Source organism: Synechococcus sp. M16CYN, assembly GCF_040371545.1.
Taxonomy (GTDB): Bacteria; Cyanobacteriota; Cyanobacteriia; order PCC-6307; family Cyanobiaceae; genus Parasynechococcus.
The window spans coordinates 1,753,322-1,767,950 of the sequence record NZ_AP029048.1 but is presented as its reverse complement, the minus strand read 5'-3'; the positions used below and the strand labels follow the sequence as shown (position 1 = coordinate 1,767,950).

Annotated in this window: 18 protein-coding genes, 1 tRNA gene and 1 pseudogene; 8 read left to right on the top strand and 12 right to left on the bottom strand. The window is 47.7% G+C overall.

Annotated features, from left to right (window positions below; all coding sequences use genetic code 11):
- Window positions 1-168: 168 nt before the first annotated feature.
- The 3 genes from ABWV55_RS08425 to ABWV55_RS08415 form a co-directional block, all read right to left on the bottom strand.
- Complete coding sequence (locus ABWV55_RS08425) at window positions 169-312, bottom strand: hypothetical protein (RefSeq protein WP_353291615.1); 144 nt, start codon at window positions 310-312, stop codon at window positions 169-171.
- Window positions 313-331: 19 nt separating this feature from the next.
- The gene (locus ABWV55_RS08420) at window positions 332-505 is read right to left on the bottom strand and encodes a hypothetical protein (RefSeq protein WP_353291614.1); all 174 of its coding nucleotides are present in this window, start codon (window positions 503-505) and stop codon (window positions 332-334) included.
- A 90-nt stretch (window positions 506-595) separates the two neighbouring features.
- Window positions 596-1,039, bottom strand: coding sequence for a hypothetical protein (locus ABWV55_RS08415; protein ID WP_353291613.1), 444 nt, complete (start codon window positions 1,037-1,039; stop codon window positions 596-598).
- 2 nt (window positions 1,040-1,041) lie between these two features.
- Between ABWV55_RS08415 and ABWV55_RS08410 the strand changes: the two genes are divergently transcribed.
- The 4 genes and pseudogenes from ABWV55_RS08410 to ABWV55_RS08395 all read left to right on the top strand — a co-directional run bounded on the left by ABWV55_RS08410 (window position 1,042) and on the right by ABWV55_RS08395 (window position 2,213).
- Entirely contained in the window at window positions 1,042-1,545 is a 504-nt protein-coding gene (locus ABWV55_RS08410) for a hypothetical protein (RefSeq protein ID WP_353291612.1), read from the top strand.
- Window positions 1,542-1,694, top strand: a complete 153-nt coding sequence (locus ABWV55_RS08405) for a hypothetical protein (protein WP_353291611.1) — start codon at window positions 1,542-1,544, stop codon at window positions 1,692-1,694. The genes ABWV55_RS08410 and ABWV55_RS08405 overlap by 4 nt, the downstream gene beginning before the upstream one ends.
- Window positions 1,695-1,739: 45 nt before the next feature.
- Window positions 1,740-1,868: pseudogene (locus ABWV55_RS08400) on the top strand (peptide-methionine (S)-S-oxide reductase); the annotation flags it as partial.
- A 159-nt stretch (window positions 1,869-2,027) separates the two neighbouring features.
- On the top strand, window positions 2,028-2,213 hold the full coding sequence (locus ABWV55_RS08395; RefSeq protein ID WP_353292717.1) for a hypothetical protein: 186 nt from the start codon (window positions 2,028-2,030) through the stop codon (window positions 2,211-2,213).
- A 2-nt stretch (window positions 2,214-2,215) separates the two neighbouring features.
- Here the strand turns inward: ABWV55_RS08395 and ABWV55_RS08390 are convergent, their stop codons facing one another.
- The 4 genes from ABWV55_RS08390 to ABWV55_RS08375 all read right to left on the bottom strand — a co-directional run bounded on the left by ABWV55_RS08390 (window position 2,216) and on the right by ABWV55_RS08375 (window position 6,029).
- Window positions 2,216-2,452: a hypothetical protein gene (locus ABWV55_RS08390; protein WP_353291610.1), complete on the bottom strand. Its 237-nt coding sequence runs from the start codon at window positions 2,450-2,452 to the stop codon at window positions 2,216-2,218.
- Window positions 2,449-3,924 carry a leucyl aminopeptidase gene (locus tag ABWV55_RS08385; RefSeq protein WP_353292716.1) on the bottom strand — a complete coding sequence of 492 codons (1,476 nt, stop codon included), beginning with the start codon at window positions 3,922-3,924 and terminating at the stop codon, window positions 2,449-2,451. Before ABWV55_RS08385 ends, ABWV55_RS08390 begins: the two co-directional genes overlap by 4 nt.
- Before the next feature lie 45 nt (window positions 3,925-3,969).
- Window positions 3,970-4,545, bottom strand: coding sequence for a GIY-YIG nuclease family protein (locus ABWV55_RS08380; RefSeq protein ID WP_353291609.1), 576 nt, complete (start codon window positions 4,543-4,545; stop codon window positions 3,970-3,972).
- Window positions 4,546-5,825: 1,280 nt separating this feature from the next.
- Window positions 5,826-6,029 carry a hypothetical protein gene (locus ABWV55_RS08375; RefSeq protein WP_353291608.1) on the bottom strand — a complete coding sequence of 68 codons (204 nt, stop codon included), beginning with the start codon at window positions 6,027-6,029 and terminating at the stop codon, window positions 5,826-5,828.
- A gap of 57 nt (window positions 6,030-6,086) precedes the next feature.
- Here ABWV55_RS08375 and ABWV55_RS08370 point away from each other — a divergent pair, with 57 nt between their 5' ends.
- The 3 genes from ABWV55_RS08370 (at window position 6,087) to pyrF (ending at window position 8,533) form a co-directional block, all read left to right on the top strand.
- On the top strand, window positions 6,087-6,416 hold the full coding sequence (locus tag ABWV55_RS08370; protein WP_353291607.1) for a DUF1825 family protein: 330 nt from the start codon (window positions 6,087-6,089) through the stop codon (window positions 6,414-6,416).
- A gap of 46 nt (window positions 6,417-6,462) precedes the next feature.
- Complete coding sequence (gene tyrS, locus ABWV55_RS08365) at window positions 6,463-7,710, top strand: tyrosine--tRNA ligase (RefSeq protein WP_353292715.1); 1,248 nt, start codon at window positions 6,463-6,465, stop codon at window positions 7,708-7,710.
- A 97-nt stretch (window positions 7,711-7,807) separates the two neighbouring features.
- The gene (gene pyrF / locus ABWV55_RS08360; protein ID WP_353291606.1) at window positions 7,808-8,533 is read left to right on the top strand and encodes an orotidine-5'-phosphate decarboxylase; all 726 of its coding nucleotides are present in this window, start codon (window positions 7,808-7,810) and stop codon (window positions 8,531-8,533) included.
- Between the two features lie 948 nt (window positions 8,534-9,481).
- Here pyrF and plsY read toward each other — a convergent pair.
- From plsY to ABWV55_RS08335, 5 genes are all read right to left on the bottom strand, one after another.
- Window positions 9,482-10,081: a glycerol-3-phosphate 1-O-acyltransferase PlsY gene (gene plsY / locus ABWV55_RS08355; RefSeq protein WP_353291605.1), complete on the bottom strand. Its 600-nt coding sequence runs from the start codon at window positions 10,079-10,081 to the stop codon at window positions 9,482-9,484.
- Window positions 10,081-11,055 (bottom strand): DUF3086 domain-containing protein, encoded by a 975-nt coding sequence (locus ABWV55_RS08350; protein ID WP_353291604.1) that lies wholly within the window; start codon window positions 11,053-11,055, stop codon window positions 10,081-10,083. The genes plsY and ABWV55_RS08350 overlap by 1 nt, the downstream gene beginning before the upstream one ends.
- Before the next feature lie 153 nt (window positions 11,056-11,208).
- Complete coding sequence (locus ABWV55_RS08345) at window positions 11,209-11,601, bottom strand: DUF3119 family protein (RefSeq protein ID WP_353292714.1); 393 nt, start codon at window positions 11,599-11,601, stop codon at window positions 11,209-11,211.
- Window positions 11,598-12,347, bottom strand: coding sequence for an ABC transporter permease (locus ABWV55_RS08340; RefSeq protein WP_353291603.1), 750 nt, complete (start codon window positions 12,345-12,347; stop codon window positions 11,598-11,600). Before ABWV55_RS08340 ends, ABWV55_RS08345 begins: the two co-directional genes overlap by 4 nt.
- Entirely contained in the window at window positions 12,344-13,666 is a 1,323-nt protein-coding gene (locus tag ABWV55_RS08335) for an MFS transporter (RefSeq protein WP_353292713.1), read from the bottom strand. Before ABWV55_RS08335 ends, ABWV55_RS08340 begins: the two co-directional genes overlap by 4 nt.
- Window positions 13,667-13,804: 138 nt before the next feature.
- Between ABWV55_RS08335 and ABWV55_RS08330 the strand changes: the two genes are divergently transcribed.
- Window positions 13,805-13,875 (top strand) — tRNA-Gly (locus ABWV55_RS08330).
- Window positions 13,876-14,629: the final 754 nt, after the last annotated feature.

Here is a 14,629-nt window from a genome sequence, read left to right as displayed (position 1 = left end):
AGCTTTTTAATGCCGTAGCCAATAAATAGATCAAGAACTCTTCAGCATCCCGTAGCTTGTGATGTGGCGTGAACGAGTCAAAGTTCGTATGGAATGACATTGGTCAATGTCGATGCGCCAATAATATCAGCTATCGCTGGTAGGTCTAAGGCACTAGCTATTCGGAGCTCATATCTCTAAGAGCGAGCAGGGTGGATCTCTAAACAATTGGCGAGCAAAAACCTCACCGAGAAGATTGCCAACTTGGAGCGAAGTTGCAGTAATAAACAAAATTACTGCGAAACGAATCAGGTGTTCTGTTGATTTGTCCATCAGAAAGGTTCTTCATCATCTAGGTCTGATTCGGGTAACTGGACTGTGACTCCAGAGGAATGCCTGTTCGCATCTCCAGTTCAAGAAGGCGCTCTTCATGGTCACTGGTGACATTTAGAACAAATTCGAAGAATTCAGAGAGGCTGCGATAGCAACGCGCGAAAAGCTGGCCCACATTTACTTTTTTCTTCATCGCTCGTTCTGGTCGTTGTGATCCATGCAGATGATCAGAGCGCGGAGCTGCTGGATTTCCTACTGGGTTTCCTTGTGCTGCCGGCAGACCTCATTGGTCAGGAACTCGATTTTTTTGGTCAGCTCCCGCAGCTTGGTCCACACCTCGCGAGCCGAACGGAGATGCCGGTTGGTCAGGTTTGCGAGTGAATTGGCGACAATTGGTATAGATAAGGTTTTGAACAGCTAACGAACTGGTAACGCTGTCAGCAAGGCTCCTGAGCTTTCTTCCCAACTGAAATATGAGGGGCTTCAGGGTAGATCGTTCGCGATCCGTCGTTTCGATAGGTGCTTCCTGGATAGTCATGGCTGAGGTGTTACCTCCCTCATGCCGAAACAGACTACGCACTTTGTTTCTGATTTGCAACCCTTTGGCAAACACGTCATGATTGCCCTGTCGCCATCTGCCTGGTATTACTGCCCGTGGGATCTGATTACGAGTTTGTGGAAGCTTTGAGCGCCAGGTCAATCCAAGTAGGTATCCGCCTTGACCCAAGGATGACGTCGATGCTTTCTGACGTTCGCGAATGGTTAGCGGAGAAACCTCTAGTCGAGTACGACGGGGCCAGCGGATCTGGCATTGAGGTCGCCAAAACCGATACCTCTCTGGCAGGCTTTCTTCTGAAGGCTGCGATCGAAAACCTTTATGCCGACCGCATGATCGATGTGCTCATAGATGAGGCTGCCGATATTTGGTCTCAAGAGATGATGCCAAGTGAGCTCGAACTTTACCCCAATCCAATCGATTCGGAGCACGTGCGCTACCAGCTCAAAAAAAGATGTCCTGCGGAAACAAACGGAATTTCAGCTGATGTCCTTAATCAACTGATCGAACAAGGTCGTCTTAGGTACAAATCTGAAGGGATCAAGAAGAATACGGGACTGGTTGCCGGAACACACATCAGAGACAGATTCAATAAGCGCTTTGAAACACGAAGACTCCCCGATGCCCCAACCACTTTGGAATCGGAAACACGCAACCCCAATGACATTCCTTTTTGAACCCACATCGACTTTCGACGACGCGCTGGACGGCGACTTTTTCGCTTCGGTTCAAGAAGTTGTGCTGTATCTCCGGCCCCGTTGAAGCTTTCTTGAACCCCCACAAAGAGTACGCCTTAGTTGGGTCGTCCTCACGCTTCCAGCGCTGAGCTCTGGAGTGACCAGCTATTGAGGCCCGCACTTGGAAGAGCTGCCACCAGAATTATGCCAAGTTAAACAAGTTGAGATACACGTTTTATCGTTTTGACTGTGGCCGCGATCGACGCTTGAATGCCGTGTGGGGTCTTAACGCTGTTAGAACCGGCGAGATCTGGCAAAGATAAGAGGACAAGAATTAAAAAAAGAAACCCTTTATAATCGCTAAAAGCATCAAGTATTTGCGTCACAAATACCTAGTAATTTCTTAGTGAAGATGCGGATTTTACGCCATCGACTTTCCTGGAAAATACAGCTATCATTCCAGGATGGAAGGAGGAAGATGTATGTATCTGCTGACTGTTAAGGATGGCCTCGGTACGCGTCACATCGGTCCCTACCCATCCCCAAAACATGCTTCAGATGATCTAGATCGGGTTTTGGAGTCGTGTTCAGATCGTGCCCGTTGGCAGATCCATGCGCTGGAACTCCCTGGGCAGGTCTCTCAAGAACTTCATGCGATAGCTGTTTAAATTTAAAGGTGCTTTCGTCCTGGGAAACCGCGAGTAAGCCCGCTTTCTATCATTAGACCGATACCTACATTAATGACAATTAAACTAAGTGTTCCATACCAAAACCAAGGCCCTCCATCCTGGCCTAGCATCTGAATGCTTTTGCGGCTGACTGCCTCTCCAAAGAGGCAGAGTCCTATAGGCAAAAACAGAACGCCGAGCTGAGCCTTAACGTACCAGCGTAACGAAGAGGGACTCATACCTGAGCACAAATCCAATTCACCAAGGTGCGCACGCCGTAGCCTGTGGCGCCTGCTGGATTAACTCCCTGACCTTTATCACTCCATACCGGCCCAGCAACATCGATATGTGCCCAAGCAGTGTCTTGACTGACGAATTCTTTAAGGAACAATGCTGCGGTGATGGATCCTCCTGATCGAGGCCCAGTGTTTTTCATGTCTGCCAGCAAAGATTTCAGTCCCTTTTTGTAAGACTGGTGCAGAGGCATGCGCCAAAGACTTTCCCCTCCGGCTTCGGCTGCTGTATTAAGCGCACTTATCAGCCCATCGTCATCGGACCAAACCCCGGCTATTTCATCACCGAGCGCAACGACGCATGCTCCAGTGAGCGTTGCCAGGTCCACAACAGCATCAGGTTTTTGCTCGCAAGCATACAGAAGCGCATCGGCAAGGGTGAGTCTTCCCTCCGCATCTGTATTGTTAACTTCGATCGTCATGCCATTCGCAGCCGTGACGATGTCACCCGGGTGGACTGCTGAGCCATTCACCATGTTTTCACAGGAGGCCACCACCATGTGCACCTCCACTCCGGCTGGCTTTAACTCAGCGATCGAACGCATTGCCCCAAGTACTGCAGCACCCCCACCCATGTCGAGCTTCATGATGTCGATCTGAGCGGCAGCACCCACCTTGAGATTGTATCCACCAGAATCAAAGGTGAGGCCTTTACCAACGAGGGCTAGGCGACGCTTGACCTCTCCTTTCGGGCGGTAGATCAGATGAATGAATTTGGGAGGCAAATCTGACCCCTGACTGACGGCTAAAAAAGCTCCCATTCCTCGGGCTTCGCAATCGGCTCGTTCAAGAACGTTTAGTTCAAGGCCATAGTCGTGAGCCAAGGTAGCGGCTACTTTTGCAAGGGCTGCAGGAGTGACGTGATTTGGCGGTGCTGCTACAAGCTCGCGTGCAAGCTCAACGCCAGCACATGTGGCATTCACGGATTGCAGCCCCGCAGCATCTATGTTCGGAAGCCCAATCAGTTCCAACACTGTCGGAACACGACGCACATCAGATTCTTTCCGGAATCGTTGATCTATATAAAGCGATAAGCGACTTGCTTCCATACTGACGCGGGCAGCATTCTCCGGATTCTGATCGTCCCAAGGTAGGTGTAGTCCCAATCTTCCAGTGCATCCAACGGAGGCCCGGGCGCCGTTTGCAGAAGCGGTACGCAGAGTATCAAGATTGATAGCATCGGCGTCACCAAGACCAATCAAAATTACCCTTTGCGGATTGACGTTAGTCAACAGATGCAAAACAAGTTGTTCGCCGACTTTTCCCTGGAAGTCTTGCTTGGTTAGTGCAGAGATGACGCCGGGGACCCTGTTCTCCAGTTGGGCTGCTGTATCTGACGGTTTTCCTTTCGGTAACCCCACCACTAGTACATCGCCGCTCCAATCATTCAGTTGGGTGGATGAAATGGAGAGCTGCATGGGCGATGTGTATGTTCGAGCCATGAGCGTAGCGATTCCACTAGCTTAGTTATTTATTAAGTTTGCTACAAATGGCGTAGCCCAGCGATGGCAAGTCTCCTTGTTGAAGGGAGGCCACCAAAGTCTAATCAGCTGCTGTTCGAGAGCTCGACGTGCGCGGGTGTTAGAGGGGACATCGTTGTAAAAACGGATGCTGAGCCGATGGCAAACGCCACATTGTTGCAGTGCCTCGCTGTAGGAGGTCAAATAGGACTTGCAATCATGCTCTCCCTTCCAACGGCGATCAGCGGCTTGTGTCTCTCCGACATAAAGAAGTAAGGGTTGTTCTAGATGGGGGGGACGATCCATCACCAAATAAATCGCTACTCCTTGGTGTGGACTATGTGTCCAACGCCAGAAACTTAATGGGAGTGGAGTGAGTGCTAGTGGATCGATGGTAGTGGTGGAATCAATGATCCCAAACAAATCGGCTTGACCAAAGCTGTCGGTTTCGCATCGGAATAATGGTGCCTGATGATTATGTAACCGTTGTTGCCATGCTAGTAACTGATTAGGTGTTAAAGGCAAATCCAGGGGAGACGTCGACGCTAGCAGAGGACTTGAAAAGAGCTCTCCTTGCATGTTTTCAACCGAAGGTAAAGGGTGAAAGCTGAGGTTCTACACAATAATTACCTAAGTGCATACGATTAATCAAAGCTTCGACGACTTTGGCTGGTAAATAAAATCGCTCCTGGAAGCTCACTGAATCGTGGAATCCTGGTTGGTAGTGTTTGCGAGACAGGCTTTAGTAGCTTTGTTTCGGTTGGTTCAGCTTTGGTTTAGCTGCATAAGTTCGTCTAAATTAGTGCCGTCCACTTCGGTGGAGGTTTCCACCGCTTAGGGTGGTGATGTTGCCATGACAGTAGAAAATTAGATAGGGACCCCACGAGCTAAACCAAATGCACAACAAGATTCAGGAGACTGGAAAGATCTCCGCATTGCTATCGCACTAAAAGATCAACTTGTTGTTTTTTAGTTTGGGAGTTCTCACTACTGATCCCGGTCGACACAAGTCGCATTGGGGACCCAATCAAAAATCAGCGACCAGCTGGAGTAGCCTTGCAAGACCGAGTCAAAAGCTTTTATAAGGCAATTATCTGGCTGTCCCTAACAGGCGTCTGGTCGAGAGGTTTAACTAATGACTGCAATGCGTTAAGCACATAGCAAAAGTGCGCTGGCTGACATTTAGGACGCGTCTTGTTGAAGTGGATCCCACAGTGTCTTGGACGACACCATTAAAGTAATCTTATTTCTCAATATAAACGGTCTATGAGGGTTCAGAGCCCCGACTGTTGTTTATTGTTCAGTGCGCGTTTCTTGATCAACCTTACTGATATCAATGATTGATTAGAGAAAGCGTTTGGAAAAAAGGAGTAGTACTGCAAACAATTTGATTCGATTTGGCATTGGGAGGAATTAGCTGAGCGTACAACCATGGCGACAGCAAGTATAGTTAATCGGTGATTTTCTGTTTGCTAAGTCATCTGCATAAGCATTCATACAATCCCTTCTTTTGTAGGTTGAATACATTGCTGAGGGAGTAATAGTCATCACTGCTGGTCTTGTAGATCCAGCTGAAGCTGAAGCAAGTCTATAGTTAATCACTAGATTTATGTGAGTGCCATCACCATTTATAATCTAGATTAAACTGGGCTTACTTTTTGTTGTCGAGTCATTCACAATTGCATGATCTCTCGTGAATAAAGACAATTAACTATGCTAGGAAAAGGCGTTGAGTCAAGGTCAAGTAGTCCAGCTGAAAATGATGGTTTTTGCAGAGACGACAACTAAGGTAGGCCCAAAGACATCGTTGCAAGCAAAAAGCCAATGGGATTGGTGGCCGAACAGCGAAACGCGCTTTATTAATTTTGGTAACGGCGGCCACGAGAAAAACAATATGTATCAATTGGTACCCGATCAGAGCTAGCTGTCATCATGCAACGGGATTCTTGATAAGACGAGGTCAAAATCTTGAGACCTAGGACATGACCGGTAGTCGTGTGGTTAACTTCACGTACTGTAACAGTGATTGCTTTGTGAATGGTGTCGATGGGGTGAACCCGCACTGCCAATAGCGACGGGAATTTTGCAGAATTTCCATTAAGGAATTACATTTCGAAGCGATGGCCTTCTTCGACTCCGACATCGTTCAAAATGAGGCCAAGCGCCTTTTCAGTGACTACCAACAACTAATGCAGTTGGGCAGTGAGTATGGCAAGTTCGACCGCGAGGGTAAGAAAAAATTCATTGAGACGATGGAGGAGCTAATGAGCCGCTATCACGTCTTTATGAAACGTTTTGAACTTTCGGAAGACTTTCAGGCCAAACTGACCGTAGAACAGTTACGCAGTCAACTGAGTCAATTTGGGATTACGCCTGAGCAGATGTTTGAGCAGATGAATAACACTCTAGAACGCATGAAGGCTCAGATTGAGTTGCCCCCACTGGGTTGAAAAAGCGCTCATACGATCTCCACCGCACACCTCTTTTCGCGTTCCCATGCCGGATTCCATTGGGCCTTTACCGTCATGGTTGAGCCGCGGCATGGCCGATTTATTCCCTACAGGTGACCCCATTGACACCGATCAATCTTTTGCAGCACGTTTAGCTGCAGCAGAAACTGAGGGTCGGCCTCTGCGGGTAAAGCTGGGTATCGATCCTACAGGTAGCAATATTCATCTCGGGCACAGCATTTTATTTCGGAAACTGCGTGCATTTCAAGACGCTGGCCACACCGCAGTGTTGATCATTGGGGATTTCACTGCGCGGATTGGCGATCCCACGGGTACAAACACCACTCGAGTGCAGTTGAGTAAAGAAGATGTGGCAACTAATGCCGCCACTTATTTACGTCAGTTAGGTCAGCAACAGCCCAAGGAGAGTGCGTTGCTTGATTTCGAGACCCCTAATCGATTAGAGATTCGGTACAACAGCGAATGGTTGGAGGGAATGGATCTTCCAACGGTGATTGGATTGTTGGGGACTGGAACGGTAGGACAGATGCTCGCGAAAGAAGATTTCTCCAACCGATATGCCAGTGGTGTCCCTATCGCATTGCATGAGTTCCTTTATCCACTGCTACAGGGTTATGATTCAGTCGCGGTAAATGCCGATGTGGAACTCGGAGGTACAGATCAAAAATTTAATGTGGCAATGGGGCGTGATATGCAACGTTATTTCGGTAGTAGCACACAATTCGGTTTACTGCTGCCAATCCTTGTGGGCCTAGATGGGGTACAGAAAATGAGTAAAAGTCTTGGAAACACAGTCGATCTGGAAGAGGATCCGCTTTCAATGTATTCTAAGCTTGAGAAAGTTAGCGATACAGCAGTCGACGACTACGTGACGTTGCTGACCGATCTAAATCTGGATTCGTTACCGGTGGATCCACGCGAAAAACAAGAAGCAATGGCATTGACGATTACCGCCAGCCGTTACGGCTACGATTTAGCTCAGAAAGCTCAGACGGATGCGGCCCGACTGGTTACTGGTACTGGTGGTGAGTCGGCCGACGTTCCTGCAGCATCTTTAGCAAACGTGGGTTTTCCTGCCAAGGCTTTTTATTTGCTTAGGGCTGTGGGCATTTGCGCTAGTAGTAGTGAAGCTCGACGTCAGATCAAAGGCGGCGCCGCTTGGTTAGAAGGCAAGAGAATCACTGATCCGAATCAGGAATTTGCATCGGCAGCCGATCTCGATGGCAAGGTATTGCGATTAGGCAAGAAAACATTTAGGCGGTTAACCTCCTAAATGTTTCACGATACGGTTTAGATACAAAGGTCCTCGCTACAGAACTTCAGGTCGATGGCCTTGTTTTAAGCTAAGGCTGACTTGTGTCATACCATCGATGCTGTCTGCTGATCCAGCTGATCGGATCATTGTTGCCCTCGATGGTATGACACCTAATCAGGCGTTGACATTCAGTCTTGATGTTGCTGGATTGCGTTGGGTGAAAGTGGGGCTGGAACTATTTATTCAAGCTGGTCCCAGTGTGGTAACCCAACTACAGCAACAGGGGCTGCGAGTTTTTCTTGATCTAAAATTTCATGACATTCCGGCCACTATGGCCAGCTCCTGTCGATACGCAGCAGTTCTTGGGGCTGAACTGATCACAGTGCATGCCTGTGCTGGAAGTAAGGCTTTAAAAGCATCTCAAACCGCGGCAATAGAAGGAGCACAATCGGTTGGCTTGGCAATACCAACGCTTTTGGCAACAACGGTGCTGACCAGTTGGGAGGAGAAGCAAATGCAGCGAGATCTAACTCTCACCGAGAGCATTACTCAGCGGGTATTGACTTTGACAAAGTTAGCGGCGGACTCTGGTGTTGGTGGTTGTGTGTGTTCCCCGCTCGAGACTGCCGTCCTTCGGCGCCAGTATCCGGATCCCTTTGCTTTAGTAACCCCAGGAATTCGTTTTAAGGGTGATGACATGACTGATCAAGCGCGGGTGATGGGACCTAGAGAAACGGTTGCTGCAGGGGCCTCACAACTCGTGATCGGTCGGCCCATCACGAAAGCTGAGCATCCTGGGTTAGCGTTTGCGGCTTGTTGTAGAACTTTGGTTGGTTCATAGCAAAATCTACTTTAATTAGATGATCAATATCATCAAAGAGCTCATTATTTATTAATCTCAAGATCTAAGACTTAAAGTTAAACCCATCAGATACTTATTAATAATTGCTATAGTTAACGCATAAAAATGACAACACTGTTCCTACAAACTAGATAGTTATACAAGATATCTCTATAGGTTTCTAAATAGTGTAAATGCCATCGATACCAGTTTACTCAAGACTTTATGGGTAGCACTAGCACTAATGTCGATACTATAATGCTCACTATCGCACGATTTGAAAAAATTAACCTTCTATTTATCCCCGGTTTGGCTTTAGTCAGCAGTTAGACAAACCTATTTGACCAGATCGTTAAGAAGAAATAAAATAAGAAACTGTCATCGATTATCCATTAATTAGAAAATTATTGATATGGTATTTACATAGAATTAATCAACCTTTATAGCGGTAAAGCAGGGAAATACTCACACTTAACTGTAGGTTTGCTGAATTGGTTCAACAGACTTCTCCTTAGTAAAACTGATTTACAGGTACAAAATATTACGGCGTAAGATCGGAACAATTCGCTGGTGATTACAGTTATGCTGCCAAGAATTTCAGTTCAGTAAATCTCGGAGTCATTAAATTCATCACGCATCTTTAAAGGGATCAACTTTGATGATTGCTTGAATAAAGCCTATCTCTTTAGCGACTGTTTTACTGACTTTTTATTGAAAAACTTTAATTAAGCATCAGATTTTAACCAAAACAGTCTCAATTTGTACTAGTATGTGATACAGGTAAACTTTTTGTAAATTTCGATTACCTCAGCTTGCTCACTCCGATGTTTAATCCTTGCGATGATCGGAGTAAAAGTTAAAGGTGTGAAGTAGTCCAATGAAGTCAGCTTGCTTTCCCAGTCGCTTTTGCTGGATTAATTAATCGGCTAAATCAACAAACCTTCAGCTTCAGGCTTCTCGTTTCTGGCCAATTTTCGGCTCTGTGCCAGCGATTAGCCGTTTGACGTTGCTGCGATGTCGCCAAAGTACTAACACCATCGCCATCAGTGCAATAGCCAAGTAAGCGCTGCTTTGGCCAGAGACCACCATTAGAACCGGCAAGCTGAGGGCTGCTACCACGCTTGAAAGCGAAACGATTCTGAACAGAAAGATCGTGGCCACAAAGACGCCAACGCAGGCGAATCCCACTGGCCATGTTAGGCCTAATAGCATACCTAGACCTGTTGCTACCGCTTTCCCGCCCTTCCATCCGAGCCACACTGGCCAGATATGACCGGCCAAAGCTGCGAGACCAGCCATCGCCTGTATCCAGTCACTGAGCCCGAAGGTTTTAGCCAGCATCACTGCTACTGCTCCTTTGCTCATATCCAACAAAGAAACAACAAGGGCAGGGCCTTTGCCTACATTGCGCAGCACGTTGGTGGCACCAGTACTACCCGATCCGCACCGACGCAAGTCGATCCCTTTGAACCACTTGCCGGCTAGGTAGCCGTTAGGGACGGAGCCCAGCACATAGCCGAGCGCCAACAGTAAGAGTGTAGTGGACATTAAAGCGAGTCGTCGTCGAGCCTTTCATTCGGACTGGCGGCAAAAGCCAACCAGAGCGGAAACTGAAGCACAGGAATCGCTACGCTACGTTCAGCAGTATCAATCAGGATCAATGGCAGCTCACCACGTTCTTCTAGCCGGTCAGCTCGTTCCACCAGGGCTTCCGATCGCTCAAACAGCGCGATGCCGCTGTTAGGTCCAAAGTCCTCCCGGCTTAAGCCCAACGCATCCTGCAACCCACGCCGCCACTCCCCAAGTCGTTCTGGGGTTTTTGCTAACACCAGGCATTGGAACTGCGCTCCGTACAGCTCACCAATGATTGCTATGAGGGCTGCACTCAGTAGAATGTTGCGGAAGCGGCTGCCGCGGCTGGGTTGGGCTCCACGACCGCCTTGATTAAAAAACCAGTCTTCCAGCAGAGCCGTATCGCGGGTATCGATGCTGCGTCGCAGATTCCAGGGGTCAGCGTAAACGTCAGGTTGTTGTAGGAAGCGTTTCAGAGCACTGCGAATCAAAGACTCATCTGGACGAAAAGTGTCCGCTACGGCCATGGCCGGTGCTACAACAGCACCGCCATTGCCCGCAACCCCTTGATCTTTCTCGACCGATTGGTCTATCGGTGATGGCTGAACCACCATTGGCTGCGTCACCAAATCTAGGTTTTCTACCGACTGCACGAGATGTTCAAGAGCGCCGCCTAGGTACTCCTGAAAGCCTTTTACCCGTCTGGCGATGGCATCAGACTGGCCAGCAAAGGATGTCTTGAGTTCAGCGTCAAGTTGGCGCTTGCGATCGGTCAGTTCGGCAATCTCTGCGCCCAGCTCGTCCCGGCGCGCTTTAAGATCTTGGAGGGCTAGCTCCAGCACTGGGTTGTCGAAGGCCGGGTTAGATGTTTCTGATGTGGCAGGCAAAACCTCAACAACTGATTCCGCCGTTGGTGTTGTTTGCGATGCTTGTTTGATCTCGTTGTTCATCGCGTCTCAAGTACTGGACCTCTTTCCTTAAGTTCCAGCTGACGAGGGTACCGCGACAGATAGTAATCGACCATGAGTCGATTTGCTGTGCGATAGTGTTAAATAGCTTCGGGGTGATACTTTTCCCGCGTTGGCCAAAAGTAGATCGGAAGATTACTGTTTGGGTATTTCCAGGCTTCCCATCCTTTGTTTTAATTGTGTACGCAGCTCGCTGGGACTAAACAGGATTGGGAGTAAGTGAATGTTTTTAGTTTCACGAAAGTAGAATAAGCCTGGTAGCCAGGGGGCAAAGAGTCGCCAAGCCAGCCATTGGTCGTAGGGGAAGCGGCGCAGTTCAGCATCATTTTGTCGTATAATTAAGGCCCTGTCATCGAATTCCAAACGCAGGATTGCAGTTTGAATCAGGAGAAACAGACCAAACACAATCACTACAAGAGTTGGCCAAGGACGCCAAGGCAAGGGGATCAAAACTCCTCCCATAATCATCGTCACCAGTGGAAGACGGGGCTCAGGGCGCAATATCACGCTGGCGGTCGAATTCATCATGCGCTGAACAGCACCTGGGTTAAAACCACGTCCATGATGCATACCAGAACCAGAATTGTCACCACAGCCCCAGTGGTGCTGGTACCCACCTCCTTCGGACCTCCTTCAGTGGTCAGACCCCATCCACAGGCGATGATAGCAATTATGAGTCCAAATACGGTCGCCTTCACTAACATAAGCAGTAAATCTTGTAAGTCTATCCAAGTACGAACCGAGGTCCAGAACACCGTTGGAGGGATGCTATAAACGGCCGTGCTGGTGATGTGACCAGACCAGATAGCTACTATGAAGAAGAAAAAGCACTGTAGTGGAGCCATTACCACTAAAGCAATCAGTCTCGGCACCACCAGATACTCCACCGGGTCGGTGCGCAACATGGTGATCGCGTCAATTTGCTCGGTTACTTTCATAGCTCCTAACTGCGCTGCATAGGCAGTTGCCACCTTGCCCGCTAGTAGACAAGCGGTCAGTAGTGGTGCGATTTCTCGGGCCAGTCCAATCGCAAGAATACCTCCAATGGTAGATGCCGCTCCTTGGCGGGTAAGCTCAGCAGCCACCTGAATATTGAACACTGAGCCTACGGCTAACGAAATAATCAATACAATCAGCAGGCTGCCAGGACCTGTTTCAAGTAACTGGTCGGACAGTTCAACTATGTTGACACGACATCGCATCGTTGCTGCGATGGCTTGGCCTCCGATCAACAGGCTAGAGCCTAGGCGCTTTAGCGAGCGTGGAATTTTCATCCAGCAGAGATTGTTTTAAGATGAACATGGCGCTCGGGCCACCCTCGTATGACTACAAGGCCGAGCGTCACAAAAACAGCAGGAATCAATCCCATACAGAGTTTGATTGCGAGCTGGGCCGTGTTGGGCTGCTGAACAAAATTCAATGCCCCATCGCAGTTTTGAGTTGATATATAGCCAGTAAGAGATAACAGCACCCCAAATACGCTCATGCTTAGGCCAATAATTAGCTTTTGTCCAAAGACCATACAAGCTGTGTAAAGTCCGGCAGGGTGGGCAGGATCAGCGTCAATCGTGTCCGAGAGAAGCGACCAGGGAATCAAATAGGCAGTTGAAGCTCCAAGCCCCACAAGCATGATCAACCCCACAATCGGAATGAGCGCAGTGCTAGGGCTGTATTCTTGGATCGGGGAAAGCATCATGGAAAGAATGCACGATGTGATCCAAATACCAGATCCCCAGCCAAGTGATTTCAAGCGTCCATATCTATTGGAAAGAAAGCTCCACAGTTGAAGTCCAGCTAATGCGGCAAGGTTGAAAGCCAACAGAAGGAGTGTGGAAATCCTGGCTGGCACGTGGAGCACTTGCACTAACCAGATCAAAGCAACTACTTGCATCAACTGAAGCCCAAACCACAGCATCAGATAGAGCCCTAATACTTTGGTAAACCGAGGGTTAGTGCAGATACGACGAAGCTGTCGAAGGGGTAGTTCCCGGCCATCGTTGGGACGTTGGGCTTTTTTGGCATAAGGTGCCAGACCCCAGCAGCAGAGTAAGGTTGTGACAAAGGTGATCGCTCCAGCGATTTTGCCCATCAATATGTATCCCTCTTCGCCTTGAGGCAACACAAGGAAAGCAATTAGCAAGCCCAGGGTTCCAGCTACAATTGACCCAGTAAAGCGTGCTGTATTCAAACGAATTCGGGTCGCGGTGTCTGGTGTAAGCTCTGTGGAGAGAGCAGCGAAGGGTAGATTCACGCCGGTATAGGCAGTCATCAGCAGGATCGCCATCACCGCGTAATACGCTGTGAGCTGCGTGGTGTTGCCCTCAGGAATCCACCACATTGATGCTAGACTTATCCCCAAGGGTAGCGAAGCTCCGAACATCCAAGGCAATCTTGGGCCCCAATGGCTTCGCGTGTGATCACTCATCCAGCCAATCAAGGGATCATTGAATGCGTCCCACACTTTGATCACAGTTAGTAAAGATCCAGCAATGAAAGCTGGTAGTCCTGCTGCGCAAGTTAGGAATGGAAATAGATAAAACCCTAGTATCGTTGCAGTCAGGCCAGTGCCGACGTCACCGAAGCCATATGCCATTATGAGGCGTCGACTAGATACACGCGGTTGTGTTTTCGAGGGTGTCAAGCGAGGATAGGAGGTAGGCGGGCAGTCATAATGCAGACGTACCGAGGCAAGGATCATTTCTATTTACCAAGGTAGTTTATTTGCACTAACGCGGGCGTTGTGTAGTGGTAAGACCTCAGCCTTCCAAGCTGATGACGCGGGTTCGATTCCCGCCGCCCGCTTTTTCAGTTCAACTTTAGTTAATGATCAGCCTGATAAGATTTTAAGCCATCGGCAAAATTAGCCTGAACTTAATCATCTACAATTTTATTTTGAGGTTTATAGTCCGCCGAAATTACCCCTGAAAACTTTTTCTTAATCATTAAGGTATCAAATAATTTTATTGTTTAAATGAATTTATAACATTTTAAAATCCCTCGTCTCAGATAATTTTTCAGAGACTATCTTTCAAGTTTTACTTTCGAATGTACTATTTTAGTCTTAAATATACGGAGATATAGTGTCACCAGTAATTTAGAAAGGGATATTTAGAACAGTGAGATTAAAACATAAACGATATAAATTTTTTCAAAGATCATTAATCATCTAGATTTCAAATATCAAGGGCTAGTTAAAAAGAGAAATTAATTATATATATAAAAGTAATAATTAATATCTGCTTGATCAAACAGTAAATAAGTAGAATCAAGTTTTAACTTTCAAAGATGACATATCGTAACTATCCAGAGATACTGGATTTTGATTTCTGTTATAAAAGCTGCTTTTACTTCTGGTTTGTTAAAACAACTTGCTACGGATGCAGACGTTCGTATTGCTTCGAAATGCACAGTAGTAGTCGCTGAGATGTTCCTACCCATCTAACATGCGAAATACTAGCGTATAACGAATATAATTCAGTAGTCAGAATCTATTAGTTATTGATCTATATCAGCAGTTTTGATTAATTCACTCTGATTTATTATATTCCTCGCTACA